The organism is Phocaeicola faecalis, assembly GCF_021730445.1.
In the GTDB taxonomy this organism is placed as follows: domain Bacteria; phylum Bacteroidota; class Bacteroidia; order Bacteroidales; family Bacteroidaceae; genus Phocaeicola; species Phocaeicola faecalis.
In genome coordinates this window covers 18,788-34,680 of sequence record NZ_JADNRM010000005.1, presented here as the reverse complement: position 1 = coordinate 34,680, position 15,893 = coordinate 18,788, and the positions used below count along the sequence as shown (strand labels likewise).

Sequence of the window (15,893 nt, the reverse complement as noted above, 5' to 3'; positions counted from 1 at the left end):
ATTAGTATGGGTATGTTGCGTCGTTGGGGTGTTATTCTTCCGGTTGCGTTATTAATTTATATGATGCTCTGCCGCTTCTTTCCCAGTTGCGCACGCGGATATGCCGATTATGTCTATCCGGCTGTATCCTTTGTGTTATCGGCCGTTTCGTCCGTTATTCCTGTTTCCTGGGAGGAGATAATGGCTGCAGTTGTGGTGTTCCTGATGATATTTATTCCCGTCGCAGCACGCAGGCGTGGAGATGGTTGGCGTGTCATTTTCCGGCGTTTGGCTATGCTGGTACTGTGGATAATCATCTGGTTCTATATGGCATGGGGATTGAATTACTTCCGTCCGAGTCTTTATGTACGTTGCCATTTGAAGCCCGTGGAATATGAAGAGGAGATATTCATGAAATTCCTGGATGTCTACACGGAAGGTCTGAACGCTTCATTTACACCTGACACAGGTATGGAAAGAGAGAAGGTGGAGGCTGTCGTCAAAAGAAGCTATGCCGATATTCCTTCTTGTTATGGGTTGGCCCGGCCGCAGCCGTGGCAGCACGTCAAGCATTTTGGATTTACTCCGCTGTATTCGAGTGTGGGCGTATTGGGTTCCATGGGGCCGTTCTTTGCTGAGGCGCAAGTGAATGAAGAGTTACTGCCCGAACAATATCCCTTTACGATGGCACATGAGTTTGCCCATTTGTTGGGAATAGGCAGTGAGGCAGAGGCGAATTATTTTGCTTTCCTGGTCTGTGTACAGTCTGGTTCTGAAGCAATGAAATATAGCGGATACTTTAGTCTGCTGCCTTATGTGGCGACCAGTGCCAAAAAGTTATTGTCTGATGACAGGTTTCGGGAGTGGGGAAAAAGTGTCCGTCCTGAAATATGGCATAATTACGAGATGAAACAGAAATATTGGAGCGGGAAGTACAGTCCTTTGCTCGGCGGGATACAGGATTTTGCTTATAATCTTTTTCTGAAAGGGAACCGTGTTTCGGGAGGAAAGAAAAATTATGGTCAGGTGGTAGAGCTTCTCATTGCCGCTTCATATAATCGGGAGAAGGGAGAGTTCGCGGACTGGGGGCGTGAAGTATCCGTTGCTCTTCCGTAACAGCCGCCCTCCTTCTTCCGACCGTCGATGAGGCGTTCGCCGGGACTTTATTTATTGGTTTTGATTCCCGAAAAGTAAATTTTTCAGTTCTTTTCAATAACATTTCTTGCTTATATGGTTGTTTTTTTCTACCTTTATACCATCTTAATAGGGTGGAAATTTAAGATTATAAACAAGGTACATCTGTGATACGCTGCTGTTTAGCTGTAAAGGCAGTAATTTATGCAATAAAAATTTTTTGTTAATGAGAGAAACTGATTAAGCCGTCTCGGATAGCGTTCCGGGGCGGCTGAATTGTAAAATGACCGTTTTTTATTCTTTAATGACCGGATATTAGGCTCTCGTTCTCCATAAAACTCATTATATTTGTATCCGTAAACGAAAAAAACATATATACTATGAATAGCATGAATAAGATTCTTTCGGCTGTTATCCTTTGGGGATTAATTTTACTGTGCAGTTGTAGCACACAGCCGTCTCCCATCCGTTCAGGTGAATTGTGGCCAGACAATAACGGAGAACATATCAACGCTCATGGCGGTGGAGTGATGTATCACGACGGTACTTATTATTGGTTTGGCGAAAATAAATGTGACACCACCAGCAGTGCCATGGTGGGAGTGATGTGTTACTCATCCCAGAATCTTACCGATTGGAAAAATGAAGGTGTAGCACTTGCCGTAGAAGACAATGACAGCAGCGACATTGCACGCGGCTGTATCCTTGAGCGGCCTAAAGTAGTATATAATGCAAAGACCAGGAAGTTTGTGATGTGGTTTCATCTTGAGCTGAAAGGCAAGGGTTATGAAGCAGCTCGTTCGGGTGTGGCGGTGAGCGACACTCCCACAGGCCCTTATCACTTTATCCGTTCCGGCCGTGTCAATGCCGGAAAACTTCCTTTCGATATGGACGAACAGGCACAGGCGACAATGGATACACTGAATGAATTGCACTATGCCAAGTGGTGGACTCCGCAGTGGGTGGATGCTGTCGGCAAGGGACTTATCTTGAAACGCGACCTCGAAGGCGGACAGATGGCAAGAGACATGACGGTGTATGTGGATGATGACGGTAAGGCTTATCATATTTTTGCTTCAGAAGAGAATCTTACCCTGCACATTGCCGAACTGAGTGACGACTATCTTTCACACACTGGGAAATATGCGCGTGTGGCACCTGCCGGACAGAACGAGGCTCCTGCCATTTTTAAGAAGGAGGGCATGTATTGGATGATAACTTCCGGTTGCACCGGCTGGGCTCCCAATGAAGCCCGGATGTTCTCCGCCCCATCCATTTGGGGACCGTGGACACAGCACCCTAATCCTTGTGTGGGGCCGAACCGGGAAATTACTTTTGGCGGTCAAAGCACTTATATTCTGAAAGTGGAGGGACGCAAGGATTGTTTTATCTTTATGGGAGACATTTGGCGTCCCGAACATCCGAGTGATGCCCGATATATTTGGTTGCCTATTCAGTTTAAGGATGGTGTACCGGTGGTGGAATGGAAGGACAGTTGGACATTGGATTGACTGCGTTTTCTAGTTGACCGAGCCTGATTTTTTGTCATGATGAGAGTGGAAAAACAAACATTAAAAAGAAAACTATTATATGAAGAAATTACTGACTTTGTTATTGGCGGTGCTCCTGTTGGCAGGATGTAGTGGCAATAAGCCCGGTACATTTGAAGCCGGAAAGAATACCTTCCTGTTGAACGGAAAACCTTTTATTGTTAAGGCTGCCGAGGTGCATTACCCGCGCATTCCGCGTGAATATTGGGAGCACCGCATTGAAATGTGTAAGGCATTGGGCATGAATACTCTTTGTCTTTATGTCTTTTGGAATCTGCATGAAGAAACACCCGGGAATTATGATTTTACGGGTAATAAAGACCTTGCCGCTTTTTGTAAACTGGCGCAGAAGCATGGGATGTATGTAATCGTTCGTCCCGGACCGTATGTGTGTGCCGAATGGGAAATGGGCGGTCTTCCCTGGTGGTTGTTGAAGAACGATAGTATTAAGTTGCGCACCCTTGACCCGTACTACATGGAACGTGTCGGTATGTTTATGCACGAAGTGGGCAAGCAGTTGGATGATTTGCAAATCACTCGGGGCGGAAACATTATCATGGTGCAGGTGGAAAATGAATACGGTTCTTATGCAACAGACAAGCCTTATGTATCTGCTATCCGCGATACAGTCCGTGCGGCAGGATTTACCGAAGTACCTCTTTTCCAGTGTGACTGGAGTTCCAATTTCCTCAATAATGGTCTTGACGACCTGATTTGGACAGTCAACTTCGGAACCGGAGCCAATATTGACAAACAATTTGCTAAGTTGCGTGAAGTTCGTCCCGAAGCTCCGCTAATGTGCAGTGAGTTTTGGAGTGGATGGTTTGATCATTGGGGACGCAAACACGAGACTCGTCCCGGAGAAGTGATGGTGGAAGGTTTGAAAGAAATGCTCGACAAGGGTATTTCGTTCAGTCTGTATATGACTCATGGCGGTACTACTTTCGGCTGGTGGGGCGGTGCCAATAATCCGGCATACTCAGCCATGTGTAGCAGTTATGATTATGATGCTCCCATCAGTGAGGCCGGTTGGACTACCGACAAATACTTTGCTCTTCGCGATATGTTGAAGAACTATTTGCAAGAGGGTGAAAAACTGCCCGAAGTGCCCCAAGCACTTCCTGTTATGGAGGTACCTGCCATCAAGTTTACACAGATTGCTCCGTTAATCAATAATCTCCCGACGCCGAAACAGACCGAAGATATCAAGCCGATGGAGAAATTCAATCAGGGCTGGGGAACTATTCTTTATCGCACTAGCCTGCCGGAGGAAGTAAAAGCGGGTACAGTATTGAGAATAACGGAACAGCATGACTGGACACAAGTCTTTGCCGATGGTAAACTGCTGGCACGCCTCGACCGCCGTGCCGGTGAACAGGAAGTCGTTCTGCCCGACCTGAAAGCTGGTACACAGCTTGACCTGCTGGTAGAAGCGATGGGACGTGTGAACTTCGACAAGTCTATTCATGACCGCAAAGGTATTACCGAAAAGGTGGAACTCGTCAAAGGTAAGGATACGGAAGTGCTGAAGAACTGGACAGTCTATAACTTCCCGGTGAACTATGATTTTGTGGCAGCCAAGAATTATCAGGATATGAACTCTTCTGCTTTCTGCGGTATCGAGAAAAACGATGAGTCTGTACCTGCCTATTACCGTGCCACTTTTACTTTGGATAAAGTGGCAGATACTTTCTTCAATATGGAATCATGGGGAAAAGGTATGGTATGGGTGAACGGTCATGCGATGGGACGTTTTTGGGAAATCGGTCCTCAACAGACACTCTATATGCCGGGATGCTGGCTCAAGAAGGGAGTGAATGAGATTATTGTCCTTGACCTGAAAGGTCCGCGTGAAACAACTGTCAGCGGTCTGGATAAACCGATTTTGGATATGCTTCGGGTAGATGTTCCCGAGACTCATCGGAAAGAGGGACAAAACCTGAAGCTGATGAATGAGACACCTGCAGCTGCCGGCAGTTTTAATAAAGGCAACGGTTGGCAGGAAGTAAAAGTACCTGCTGTCAAAGGACGTTATTTCTGTTTGGAAGGTTTGTCTTCTTTCGATGGGACAAATGTGGCGGCAGTGGCTGAGTTTGATGTCTTGGATGAAAAAGGACAGAAGATTCCGCGCGAAAATTGGAAGATTGTGTATGCCGACAGCGAGGAAACCCGCAGCGGTAACCGTACAGCCGATAAGATTTATGATTTGCAGGAAAGCACTTTCTGGCAGACGGTAGATAATGTGGCCTATCCCCATCAGGTGGTTATTGATTTGGGAAAGGAATACAATGTCACCGGTTTCCGTATCCTGCCACGTGCAGAACAGGGAGCGCCGGGCATGATTAAAGACTATAAGGTATATGTGAAAACAGGAAACTTCAGTTATTAAATTAGCTCCTGTATTTGGAATGCGTGCCAAAAGTACAAGCCACTAAGAATGTATAATCAGAAATATGAAAATCCTACATACCGCAGACTGGCATTTGGGTCAGACTTTTTATGAATACAGCCGCCATGATGAGCATGTCCGTTTCCTTGACTGGTTGTGCAGGCTAATCAAAGAACGTAAGATTGACGTTCTTCTCGTTGCCGGAGATGTATTTGACGGGCCGAATCCTTCGGCCGAATCTCAACGGCTGTATTACTCCTTTCTCCGCCGGGTGACAACCGAGTGTCCTATGCTGCAAATCATTATTACGGCCGGTAATCATGATTCGGCAGCACGGTTGGAAGCGCCGAACCCATTGCTGGAGGAGATGAACATCACTGTGAGGGGAGTGGTGAAGCGGGATGCGGACGGTGACATAGACTTGGCACACCTCATTGTACCGATTTACAAACCCGGTGCCGGACGTTCGCAAGAGGATATGAATATAAATGATATAGCTGCATTCTGCCTTGCCGTTCCTTTTCTGCGGCAAGGAGATTATCCGCCTGCCGAAAATTATGCGCAAGGCGTTCAGAGCCTCTACCGACAACTGTTTGCCGAATTGAAAGATGAAGGTAAACCTGTTATTGCCATGGGGCATCTGCAGGCGACAGGCTCGGAGATATCCGGTGAAGACCGTTCCGAACGTACCGTTATCGGGGGTGTGGAAGGCATCTCGCCGGAGGCTTTTGATACGCAGATTATTTATACGGCGTTGGGACACCTTCACCGTCCGCAGCGAGTTTCCGGAAGAGAGAATGTACGTTATTCAGGAGCTCCCATTCCCATGTCTTTCTCTGAAAAAGGCAACAGAAGCGGTGTGGTGATGGTGGACTATGAAGAAGATAAAACGAAGATTCTTCAGATTGACGTGCCGCCCTATGCCCGCCTGCTGAGTATTCCTGACCGGCCTGCGGTGTTGGAGGAAGTTTTGGAAGCCATTCATGGACTGCCCGATGGAGAGATAAGTGCGCGTTCGCCCTATCTGGAAGTGAAAATACAGATGACAGAACCCGATACTTCTTATAAATATAAAATAGAATCGGCTCTGCAAGGCAAATCGGTGAGGTTGGCGCGTGTGGTGGCGGTGATGCCTGTCCAAAAGGAGAGTGGCCTCCGGGCTGTGAGCTATGAAGAGTTACGGGGGATTCGTCCGTTGGATGTGGCGCTCGATTATTATAAAAGGAGATACGAAGGACAGAAGATGCCTGCTGCTATGAAAGAGTTATTGCAGGAAGTCATCAGCGAGGCCGGTAAAGAGTAATTAAGACAACCGTTCATTATGAAGATATTAGCTATTCGTGGAAAGAATCTTGCTTCTTTGGCAGGAGAATTTGAGGTGGATTTTACAGTCGAACCATTGAAAAATGCCGGCATCTTTGCCATTACCGGTAGCACCGGTTCCGGTAAGTCTACTTTGCTGGATGCTTTGTGTCTTGCACTGTTCGATTCCACTCCGCGTATGACCAAAGCAAGAGAAGCGAAAGTGGAGCTGGCCGATGTTCGTAATAAGACGATTGCTCAAAGTGACAGCCGTTCCGTCTTGCGCCGCGGAACAGCCGAAGGTTATGCCGAAGTGGACTTCATCGCTTTGACAGGAGAAACCTACCGCTCCACCTGGACAGTCTGTCGTGCCGGAGGTAAGCCTTCGGGTGTGTTGCGCAGTGTCGGTTTGCGCCTGATGAATCTTTCCAAGAACACTGAAGAGCAGGGCACGAGGAAGGAACTACTTGCTAAAGTATCCCAACTCATCGGCCTGTCTTTCGAGCAATTCAATCGGTCGGTCTTATTGGCGCAGGGCGATTTTGCCGTTTTTCTGAAAGCTAAACAGGCAGAGAAAGCTGAAATATTGGAAAAGTTGACAGGAACGGAGATTTACTCTCGTGTTTCTTCTTCCATCTATGCCAAGACCAAGAATGCGGATATGGAATTCAGACTTTTACAGGAGCGTATGAAAGGAGTTGAACTTCTGGCTGATGATGTATTGGCTGCGTTGGACGAGGAAAAACTTCTGCTCTCCGGCTCTCTTGCCGCTTCGAAGAGGGAAGAGGATACATTTTCTGCCTGTCTGAAGTGGATGGAGGAGAAGCGTTCGCTTATTCGTAACAAAGAGAAAGCGGAGAATGAATGGAAAGGTATTCAGACTGAAATGGAAGTGTCGGCTGCACGTTATGCTTTATTGGCACGTGTGGAACAGGCGCAGGAAATCCGTGATGTGTTTATGCAGTCAGTCGCTACCTCGGTACAACTGGCGGCAAACAGGAAAACGCTGGAAGAACGTCGGGAACAAGTGCGGCAAACCACTGTGCTCTTTTCTAAAACGCAACAGGAATTGGATACGGCAAAGAAGGCGCAAACAGCTTGGCAGGAATATCTTGTCGGACTGACTCCCCAATTGAACAAAGCTAAGGAACTGGATGTACAGATAACCGAGAAGCAAAAGCAATGGTTGGACGCACAGGCGGAAGAAAAGAAGGAACTCGGCCGGAAAGAGAAACTGGAAAGAGAACTGGCCGGACTGCACCAACAAATAAAGAAGCTTCAGGTGATTTGGAAGGAGATAGAGGATTGGTTTGGGCATTATATGGTTTATGCAGATTTGATACCGGCTGTTCCATTGGTGCTTAATCTTCTTACAGACCGGGAGACGGCTGAGACTCAGTTGTCATCGAATCAAAAAACACTGAAGGAGATTGCCGGCTTACAGGAAATAGAGCAGAAAAGGCTGAAAGCCATGCAAGAGGAGGCCGAACGCCTGAACCGGCTGCTGCCTGCCGAGGTAGTGCTGTTGCGCTCGCAGCTGCAGGAAGGAGAACCCTGTCCGGTGTGTGGCAGCGTGCATCATCCGGCTGCTACTCTCACCGAAGTGCAATCCTTGCAGGAGGCGGAACTGAATCGGGCAAAAGAGAAGGTGGCACAGGAGGTGGAACGTCTTGCCGCTTCTCTCGCCGACAGGACAATGGAAATCAATACGCTTGATACCATTGTCAAGAATTACGCCCACCGCTCTGAAGAATGTCTGTCTAAGGTGAAAGAGTATGTTTCTATTCTTCCGGGTTGGAAGGATTTACTGGATAAAGGACAGTTGAAGGGCGTGTTACGGAACTTTGACAAGCAATGGAAAGAGCGTTTGCAACAACAGGCTGACACGAAGGAGGCATTGTCACGGCAACAGGCCGAACTGGATGCCAAGCAGCATGAACAGGAGACGTATGCTGTGCAGATAAAGGATAAACAGTCAAAGACTATTGCTTTGGAGACCGACTTGACGGCTCTTCGTTCGCAGCGTGCACTGCTGTTGGAAGGACGTCCCACTCACGAGGTGGAGAATCAGAACAGGATGAGGCAGGAAGAGTTACAGCGGCACTGGGATATAGCCATGAAGCAATATCAGGATTTATCAGGTGCATTGGAATCTTATAAAGGGCAGTCTGTCCAACTGGAAAAAGAGGTGGAACGTCTGGAGGTGTTGTCGCAAGAAGAGAACCGTCGCATTGCCGAATGGCTGTCCGGCCGGGAGGAGATTACGACTCGTGCCGAGTTGGAAGAACTGTTATCGAAAGATGTCGCTTGGGTTAACCGGGAGAAGAAAGAACTGGGTGCCTTGAAAGAGCGGCTCACTACTGCGCAGGCTGTGTTGGCGGAGCGTTGCCAATTGTTGGTCAAACATGAAGAGGATTCGCATAAGCCATCGGAAGGGGAAACAGAAGAGTCCTTGTCGCTCAAATTGTCGGCTTGTAAGTCAGTCCAAGAGCAGCAAGCTACCCGCCTGACTCAAATTGGCCTGATGCTGGAGGGGCAGGAAAAGAACAGGCAGGCATTGGCAGGCATTCGGAAGGAGTTGGACGAAAAGCAGTCGGATTATGAGAACTGGTCAAAACTGAATGAGCTCTTCGGGTCGCAGAGTGGGGTGAAGTTTAAAGAAATAGCTCAGGGATATACATTAGACGTGCTTTTGCTTTATGCCAATAAGCATTTGCAGAATCTTGCCCCGCGTTATGAGTTACAACGTATCTCGGACACGCTTGCCTTGCAAATTGTCGACCTCGACATGATGGGAGAGGTGCGCACTGTTCATTCCCTTTCGGGCGGTGAGTCTTTTTTGGTGTCGCTGGCATTGGCGCTCGGCCTGTCTTCGTTCTCTTCCAACCGGATGAATGTGGAGTCATTGTTTATAGATGAAGGCTTCGGTTCACTTGACCCTGAGACATTCCGTATAGCCATGGACGCGCTTGAACGACTGCAGATGCAGGGGCGTAAGATTGGCGTGATTTCACACGTGGCGGAAATGACGGAACGGATATCCGCACAGATACAGATAGTGAAAACCGGCAATGGACGGAGCAGGGTGCAAGTAGCCGGATGACCGGCTACTTACGTGACTTGTCCATTACACGGATAGGAGGCGCCAATGGCTTGAAATTCTTTGGCCTGATTAAACTCCGTGCAAATGGCGGTGGTGTTTTCTGCACATCTTTATCAAAGAACTTTTGATAAGTCAGTTGTCCCTCTCCGGTGGCCTGAAGTATCCTTTCTACTATCAGATACCGGCTTTGTGTGTTGAAGTACGGTCTGTTATCATCCATGCAACTGATGTCTTCCGAGCGTGTGATGCCTTGGGGATAGTAATATCCTCCTTCGAAAATGCCGACTTGTGGATACTCCGGCTTGCCGATAAACCTGCTCCAAGGCACTTCCTCTTTCGTGTCATAAGGCGAGACATTTAAAAAGTAATTATACTCCTGCCAAGCCAGCAAATCGCCCTTCTCTTCATCAGGAATGGTAGTATCATAAGCTATGTATTCATCAGCAAGTCTTCCAAAGCCGTGGCCACCGAATTCATGGCGGACTATGTTGGGAAATTCTATTGTATAATAAGAATCTTCCGGATGGGAGACCGGTATCATTGCAATGCTTATTCCATTGCTTATCGTATAGCAAGTGCCTGCATAAGTGTTTTCATTGATAATCACACAGACTGATGTGTTTGTTAAGTCTGTCTCTGTAATGTCAGGAGGAAGAAGGGCATAAGAGAGCACCTTGTCATAATCGCATTCTACACCGGTCCCACCGGTGAGTGTACTAGAGAATACAGTGTTTCGCCGGATATTATCAACTTCACTGCTCATTCCGGTTTCTTCTGAAAAAGCCGCTATCTTATAAACTGAAAAATATTCTCTGTATGTTTTATAAGGCTCAACAGCGAATAAAGCTTCAATGGCTTCGTCAGCGTTTTGATCGAATAGTCCTCCATGATTAAAATGGCACGGAAGATAACCGTCTCCGGTGATTATCAGTTTTATCGGATGGGCTTTTTTGCTGGTCTGATATACGGTATAACCTCCGTTTCCATAGTTCTTGGTCTCAACGGTAATCGGAATGGATACTTGTTGTCCCGAATACTTAATGGATAGTGTGAAAGATGAATTGTTACGTTTGTTATTGTCGTTCACTATAACTTGAATGCTTCCGTTTCCTTTTCCCGACAGAGGTGAAATGCTTATCCATTCAGCCCAGCTCTTCTCTGTGATTTCCCAGCTTGCATCTGAAGTGATGGTCAGTTCGTGGCTGGTATCATCAGGTTTGAACAGCAGTGATTGGGGCGCGACTGTAAGTGTCAGAGGAGATTCTTCCTTACTGCATGACAAAACTGTCAATCCAATAATGAGGAGGAAGGTTAATCTTGAGATTTTGCTTATCATACTTGTATCTCTTGTTTTTATTGGTCATGTGACATTGTCTGTTGCCTATTTCAGTTCGGGTAGCTTCTCTTTTCCGTAGAATCCCGGCATCGGTTCATAAATAGGGTTATGCGGAATAGAAATGTTGAGCAGTTTTCCCTCCTTCGCTAGTCGGGTAATATAACGTCCGGCCGTGGCGCGTGTCAGCGTGAACAGCTGTTCGAACTCTCTGCGGGTCAGTACGCTGTGCGTCTGGAAATATTCCGTCAGCCCTTTGTCTATCTTCTCGTCCGTCACCGGGATGGAATGAGGCTTGTACTTTGAGCGTTCCGTCTTCACGTTCACCAACTGTTTCTTCAGTTCCTTGTCCGCACGGAATGTCACCGACTTGATTTTCACGTCGTAGGCTCGCGTAGATTGGGGATTTTGTGTCTCAGAACAGCTCAGGGATACATGGAAATAGCCTATCCCCTCCATGTGCACCCGCGCACCGTCCTTCAGGTGATCGGCCAATTTCTCGCTGAGCGAGATGATGGTTGCCTTGATGTCTGCCACGGTGAGTGTAGAGCCATGGTGTATCTCTCGTGCCAGATAGTCGGTGCTGATTAGTTCTCTGTTCACCACACGGGCATGATACTGCTTCTTGTGCGTACCTATCGTATTGGGTGACTCGTAAAATTCAAATTTGATGGCCATTCGTGCTTTTTGTTTTACCCGGTTATATCATTTGTTATTGTGCGGAAGAGTTTCTGTTCTCTTCCTTTCAGGAAGAACGTCTCACTACGGTGAGGAAGATGCATTACTCAGGTAATCATTTTGTATTACCATAGTGATGAAGTTTTATTATTTAAGTGAAACGATTCTCTCGACTGTACAAATATACATAATCTTTCTAATACAAGTGACTGTTTTACCGGATTTTTTAATTAATCGCTTTTTTGTTCCAACCTGTCCTGAAGATAGAATTGGGTAGGGATGTATGGAATAATGTATTGGATACCTTGATTGCCCTATATCTGTTGTGGGGCGTTTATCGTGAACGCAAGAGACATGAAAATGTAAATTCACAGGGTGGATAAGGGATTGTGGCCAATCGGAAGAAAAAAATGTGGTGTGTCCGAAATGCGGAATCTGAAATATCACCTTACGATACTGGCGGATTGGTGCGAGTCCTTTAGTTATATGCTCAGAGAGGAACTTCCCTTCCTTATATAATCGAATGATAATCTTTTGATATTTACTTTGTACGTCCCGAAAGTTCCAATGCCAGTTGCTTGTTGGTCATAAACTCCATTTAATGAGACACCGGTGCGGAAGCTATCCTCTTCCGTCGGCTCCCCACATCATTTTGTTGCGTAAGGTATTAAAGAAGATATGATTCTGCCGTTTCACCACCTTTATTTGATAGTCGGCCTTTCGGATAGTCAGCCGGCTTCCTTCCCGGCAAGTCTCGCTGCGTCCGTCGATGGCAATCAGAAAGTTGTGGCTGCGGCTTTCCACATCCAGCGTTATTTCCCAGTCGTCGTTTATTACGATGGGGCGTACGTTCAGACTGTGGGGCGCAACCGGAGTAATGGCGATTGTATTGCTATGCGGGACAATGACCGGCCCGCCGATGCTTAGTGAATATGCTGTCGAACCGGTAGGGGTGGCAATGACAAGACCATCCGCCTGATAAGTGGTAAGATAGGCACCGTTGATAGCCGTATGAATGGAAATCATGGATGAGCTGTCGCGTTTCAATACAGCTATTTCATTCAGTCCGAAAGGATAGCCTTTCAATTCCTGTTCTTTACAATAGACTTGTAAGACACTACGGTCTTCTATTCTGTAATTGTTGCTGTAAATATCGTCAAAAGTGTCTTCCATTTCTTCCGGTGAGACATCTGCTAAAAAGCCCAGCCGTCCGGTATTGATACCTAATATGGGAATGTTGCGCGCTCCCACCCGGCTGGCCGCTTTCAGAAAAGTACCGTCGCCACCGATACTTAGCACCATGTCGGCTTCAAAATCGTTTTCGTCGAAGATACCGGCTTGACGGATATGCAATTTCAAGTCATTCGTCAGAAATTGATAGAACTCCCGACAAATATAGACTTCGGCGTGGTGTCTGTTCAGAATAGAAAGCAAACGCTCTACATGCGTGGATTTCTTAGCCTGATAGGTGTTTCCAAAAATGGCGAATTTCATGGGACGCATATTCATTAGTTAATTTTATAAATCTTTTGTTTGTCAAAATGGACTAGGTTTAGATAAAACCTGCTAACTTTGCACATCAGAACTGCAAAGATAATAATATATTGCTAAGATGACAAAGTTAAGTGTAAATATAAACAAGGTAGCTACCTTGCGTAATGCCCGTGGGGGAAATAACCCTGACGTGGTAAAAGTTGCTTTAGATTGTGAGGCGTTTGGTGCTGAAGGTATTACCGTTCATCCTCGTCCCGATGAACGCCATATCCGTCGTAGCGATGTGTATGCACTGCGTCCTTTACTTACCACCGAGTTTAATATAGAAGGCTATCCCAGTCCCGAGTTTATTGATTTGGTGCTGAAGGTAAAGCCGCATCAGGTAACTCTTGTTCCGGATGCCCCCGACCAGATTACTTCCAATGCGGGATGGGACACCAAAACGAATCTTTCTTTTTTGGCGGAACTGATGGATACCTTTGGCCACGCAGGAATCCGTACTTCTATTTTTGTGAATACGAATCGTGAAATGATAGAATATGCAGCTAAGGCCGGGGCCGACCGTGTAGAGCTTTATACCGAACCTTATGCCACTCTTTATCCTCAGAATCCCGAAGCGGCTGTCGCTCCTTTTGTGGAGGCTGCCAAAGTAACCCGCAGTTTGGGCATGGGCTTGAATGCCGGACATGACTTGAGCTTGGTAAACTTGAAGTATATGCATGACAATATTCCTTGGTTGGACGAAGTTTCCATCGGTCATGCTTTGATAAGTGATGCTCTTTATCTGGGGCTAAAACAAACAATTGAAGAATACAAAAATTGTCTCCGTTAATGATGAACTTGACTTTACTGGCTGCACAAACAGCCATTGGGGATACCCTGGCAGGGGGTAATCCTGTTTTGACACCCGTTTCGGGAGAGGCGCAGATGAACCTTTGGGACATGGCGCTGAAAGGCGGATGGATTATGGCTGTTTTGGCTGTGCTGTCTGTGGTGTGTTTCTACATTTTCTTTGAACGTCTGGCAGTTATCCGTAAAGCCGGCAAAGATGACCCTATGTTTATGGAGCGTATCCGTGACTATATCCGCACCGGCGAAATAAAGTCGGCCATTAACTATTGCCGCATTACCAATACGCCTTCGGCGCGTATGATTGAAAAGGGAATTACCCGTATGGGGCGTCCTGTAGCCGACGTGCAGGCTGCTATTGAGAATACAGGTAATATTGAAGTTGCCAAACTGGAAAACGGATTGCCTATTGTTGCAACCATTTCCGGTGGCGCACCTATGATTGGTTTCTTGGGGACTGTTACCGGTATGGTGCAGGCTTTCTGGGAAATGGCAAATGCAGGAAATAATATCGATATCACGTTGCTTTCGGGAGGTATTTATGAGGCTATGATTACTACAGTGGGTGGTTTGATAGTGGGTATTGCAGCTATGTTTGCCTATAACTATCTGGTGACCCGTGTAGATAAGGTGGTGAGCCAGATGGAAGCACGCACTATGGCATTTATGGATTTGCTGAACGAACCTGTTCAAAAGTAAAAGCGTATGGCACTGAAAAGAAGACATAAAATATCACCCAACTTTAGTATGGCGTCTATGACGGACATCATATTTCTGTTGCTGATATTTTTTATGATTACCTCCACCATGGTGTCGCCTAATGCCATCAAGGTGTTGCTTCCGCAAGGTAAGCAGCAAACCTCGGCAAAGCCGCTCACGCGGGTAATCATTGATAAGAACCTGAATTTCTATACTGCTTTCGGCAATCAGGATGAAATGCCGATTGAACTGGAGGAATTGCCGGCTTTTTTGCAAGAGTGCGCTCAGAAAGAGCCCGATATGTATGTGGCGCTCTATGCTGACGAGGCAGTACCTTATCGTGAAATAGTGAGGGTACTGAATATTGCTAATGAAAATCACTTCAAAATGGTGCTGGCTACACGCCCGCCTGAGAAGAAACGATAAGCTGATTCTTGACTGTTGTTACACTGAACGAAGTGAAGAATCTGAAACCATTAGATTATAAGCATGAAGAAAAATAAGATAACAGGACTGGTCGGTACGGCTGTACTGCATATCCTTCTCCTTATCCTGCTGCTGGTGATTGCTATTCGCCGCCCTCAGGTGCAGGAAGAGGGAGGTGTCCCTGTTATGCTGGGAAATACGGAACTCTCTCAAGGGAATGCCGACCCTTATACGCTGACGGATGTCGATATAATGAATGAACCCGAAGCACCGGCCCCCGATGTGCCGGAGCCGGAGGTGGTTCCTCCTGTCGAAATAAAAGAGGAAATTATTACTCAAACGGAAGAGGAAACAGTGGCGGTCCCCAAAAAGGAACCTAAAAAAGAGACTCCTAAAAAAGAAAAGCCCAAGAAGGAAACCCCTAAAAAGGATGTACCCAAGAAAGATACGGTAAAGCCAAAGGAAAAGACTGAAGCCGAGAAGCGTGCTGAAGCCGAAAAAGCTGCTGCGGAAAAGAAAGCGGCAGCCGAAAAAGCAGCGGCGGAAGCAGCGGCAAAGAAGATAGCCGGTGCATTTGGCAAAGGTACTCAGATGGGGAACAAAGGGACCGGCACGACAGGAAGTGGACTTGAAGGCAGCCCGACAGGTAATGCTGCTGAAGGAAAATCGACAGGTACAGGCGGTTACGGAACATTTGACCTTAATGGACGTTCTTTGGGTAGCGGCGGTTTGCCGATGCCTGTTTATAATGTTCAGGATGAGGGCCGTGTGGTGGTGACCATCACCGTGAACCCGGCAGGACAGGTGATAAGTACAAGTATCAACAAACGTACCAATACGGTAAATGCTGCGTTGCGGAAAGCTGCGGAAGAGGCGGCGCGTAAAGCTCGCTTTAACCAGGTGGACGGAGTAAATAACCAGACAGGTACTATTACATATTACTTTAAACTGAAGTAG

The 15,893-nt window shown here is 46.9% G+C and carries 13 protein-coding genes; 10 read left to right on the top strand and 3 right to left on the bottom strand.

What is annotated here, in order from left to right; translation table 11 throughout:
• The first annotated feature begins 6 nt into the window (after positions 1-6).
• The 5 genes from IR173_RS07515 (at position 7) to IR173_RS07495 (ending at position 9,457) form a co-directional block, all read left to right on the top strand.
• Positions 7-1,095, top strand: a complete 1,089-nt coding sequence (locus tag IR173_RS07515; RefSeq protein ID WP_237039040.1) for a DUF3810 domain-containing protein — start codon at positions 7-9, stop codon at positions 1,093-1,095.
• A gap of 398 nt (positions 1,096-1,493) precedes the next feature.
• Positions 1,494-2,624 (top strand): glycoside hydrolase family 43 protein, encoded by a 1,131-nt coding sequence (locus IR173_RS07510; RefSeq protein ID WP_237039039.1) that lies wholly within the window; start codon positions 1,494-1,496, stop codon positions 2,622-2,624.
• Positions 2,625-2,703: 79 nt separating this feature from the next.
• Positions 2,704-5,052, top strand: coding sequence for a beta-galactosidase (locus IR173_RS07505; protein WP_237039038.1), 2,349 nt, complete (start codon positions 2,704-2,706; stop codon positions 5,050-5,052).
• Positions 5,053-5,116: 64 nt separating this feature from the next.
• Entirely contained in the window at positions 5,117-6,355 is a 1,239-nt protein-coding gene (locus tag IR173_RS07500; RefSeq protein WP_237039037.1) for an exonuclease SbcCD subunit D, read from the top strand.
• A gap of 18 nt (positions 6,356-6,373) precedes the next feature.
• Positions 6,374-9,457 carry an AAA family ATPase gene (locus tag IR173_RS07495; RefSeq protein WP_237039036.1) on the top strand — a complete coding sequence of 1,028 codons (3,084 nt, stop codon included), beginning with the start codon at positions 6,374-6,376 and terminating at the stop codon, positions 9,455-9,457.
• Positions 9,458-9,461: 4 nt separating this feature from the next.
• Here the strand turns inward: IR173_RS07495 and IR173_RS07490 are convergent, their stop codons facing one another.
• Together IR173_RS07490 and IR173_RS07485 are read right to left on the bottom strand one after the other, a co-directional pair.
• Positions 9,462-10,793, bottom strand: a complete 1,332-nt coding sequence (locus IR173_RS07490) for a M64 family metallopeptidase (RefSeq protein WP_237039035.1) — start codon at positions 10,791-10,793, stop codon at positions 9,462-9,464.
• A 45-nt stretch (positions 10,794-10,838) separates the two neighbouring features.
• On the bottom strand, positions 10,839-11,468 hold the full coding sequence (locus IR173_RS07485) for an HU family DNA-binding protein (protein WP_237039034.1): 630 nt from the start codon (positions 11,466-11,468) through the stop codon (positions 10,839-10,841).
• 242 nt (positions 11,469-11,710) lie between these two features.
• Here IR173_RS07485 and IR173_RS18215 point away from each other — a divergent pair, with 242 nt between their 5' ends.
• A complete protein-coding gene (locus IR173_RS18215) occupies positions 11,711-11,851 on the top strand; it encodes a hypothetical protein (protein ID WP_394800649.1) in 141 nt (46 codons plus the stop codon).
• A 238-nt stretch (positions 11,852-12,089) separates the two neighbouring features.
• Here the strand turns inward: IR173_RS18215 and IR173_RS07480 are convergent, their stop codons facing one another.
• Positions 12,090-12,962 (bottom strand): NAD kinase, encoded by an 873-nt coding sequence (locus IR173_RS07480; RefSeq protein ID WP_237039033.1) that lies wholly within the window; start codon positions 12,960-12,962, stop codon positions 12,090-12,092.
• A gap of 118 nt (positions 12,963-13,080) precedes the next feature.
• Between IR173_RS07480 and IR173_RS07475 the strand changes: the two genes are divergently transcribed.
• The 4 genes from IR173_RS07475 (at position 13,081) to IR173_RS07460 (ending at position 15,893) form a co-directional block, all read left to right on the top strand.
• Positions 13,081-13,794, top strand: coding sequence for a pyridoxine 5'-phosphate synthase (locus IR173_RS07475; protein WP_237039032.1), 714 nt, complete (start codon positions 13,081-13,083; stop codon positions 13,792-13,794).
• Complete coding sequence (locus IR173_RS07470; protein ID WP_005941398.1) at positions 13,794-14,510, top strand: MotA/TolQ/ExbB proton channel family protein; 717 nt, start codon at positions 13,794-13,796, stop codon at positions 14,508-14,510. Before IR173_RS07475 ends, IR173_RS07470 begins: the two co-directional genes overlap by 1 nt.
• A 6-nt stretch (positions 14,511-14,516) precedes the next feature.
• The gene (locus IR173_RS07465; RefSeq protein WP_005941395.1) at positions 14,517-14,936 is read left to right on the top strand and encodes an ExbD/TolR family protein; all 420 of its coding nucleotides are present in this window, start codon (positions 14,517-14,519) and stop codon (positions 14,934-14,936) included.
• A gap of 63 nt (positions 14,937-14,999) precedes the next feature.
• The gene (locus IR173_RS07460; RefSeq protein WP_237039031.1) at positions 15,000-15,893 is read left to right on the top strand and encodes a TonB family protein; all 894 of its coding nucleotides are present in this window, start codon (positions 15,000-15,002) and stop codon (positions 15,891-15,893) included.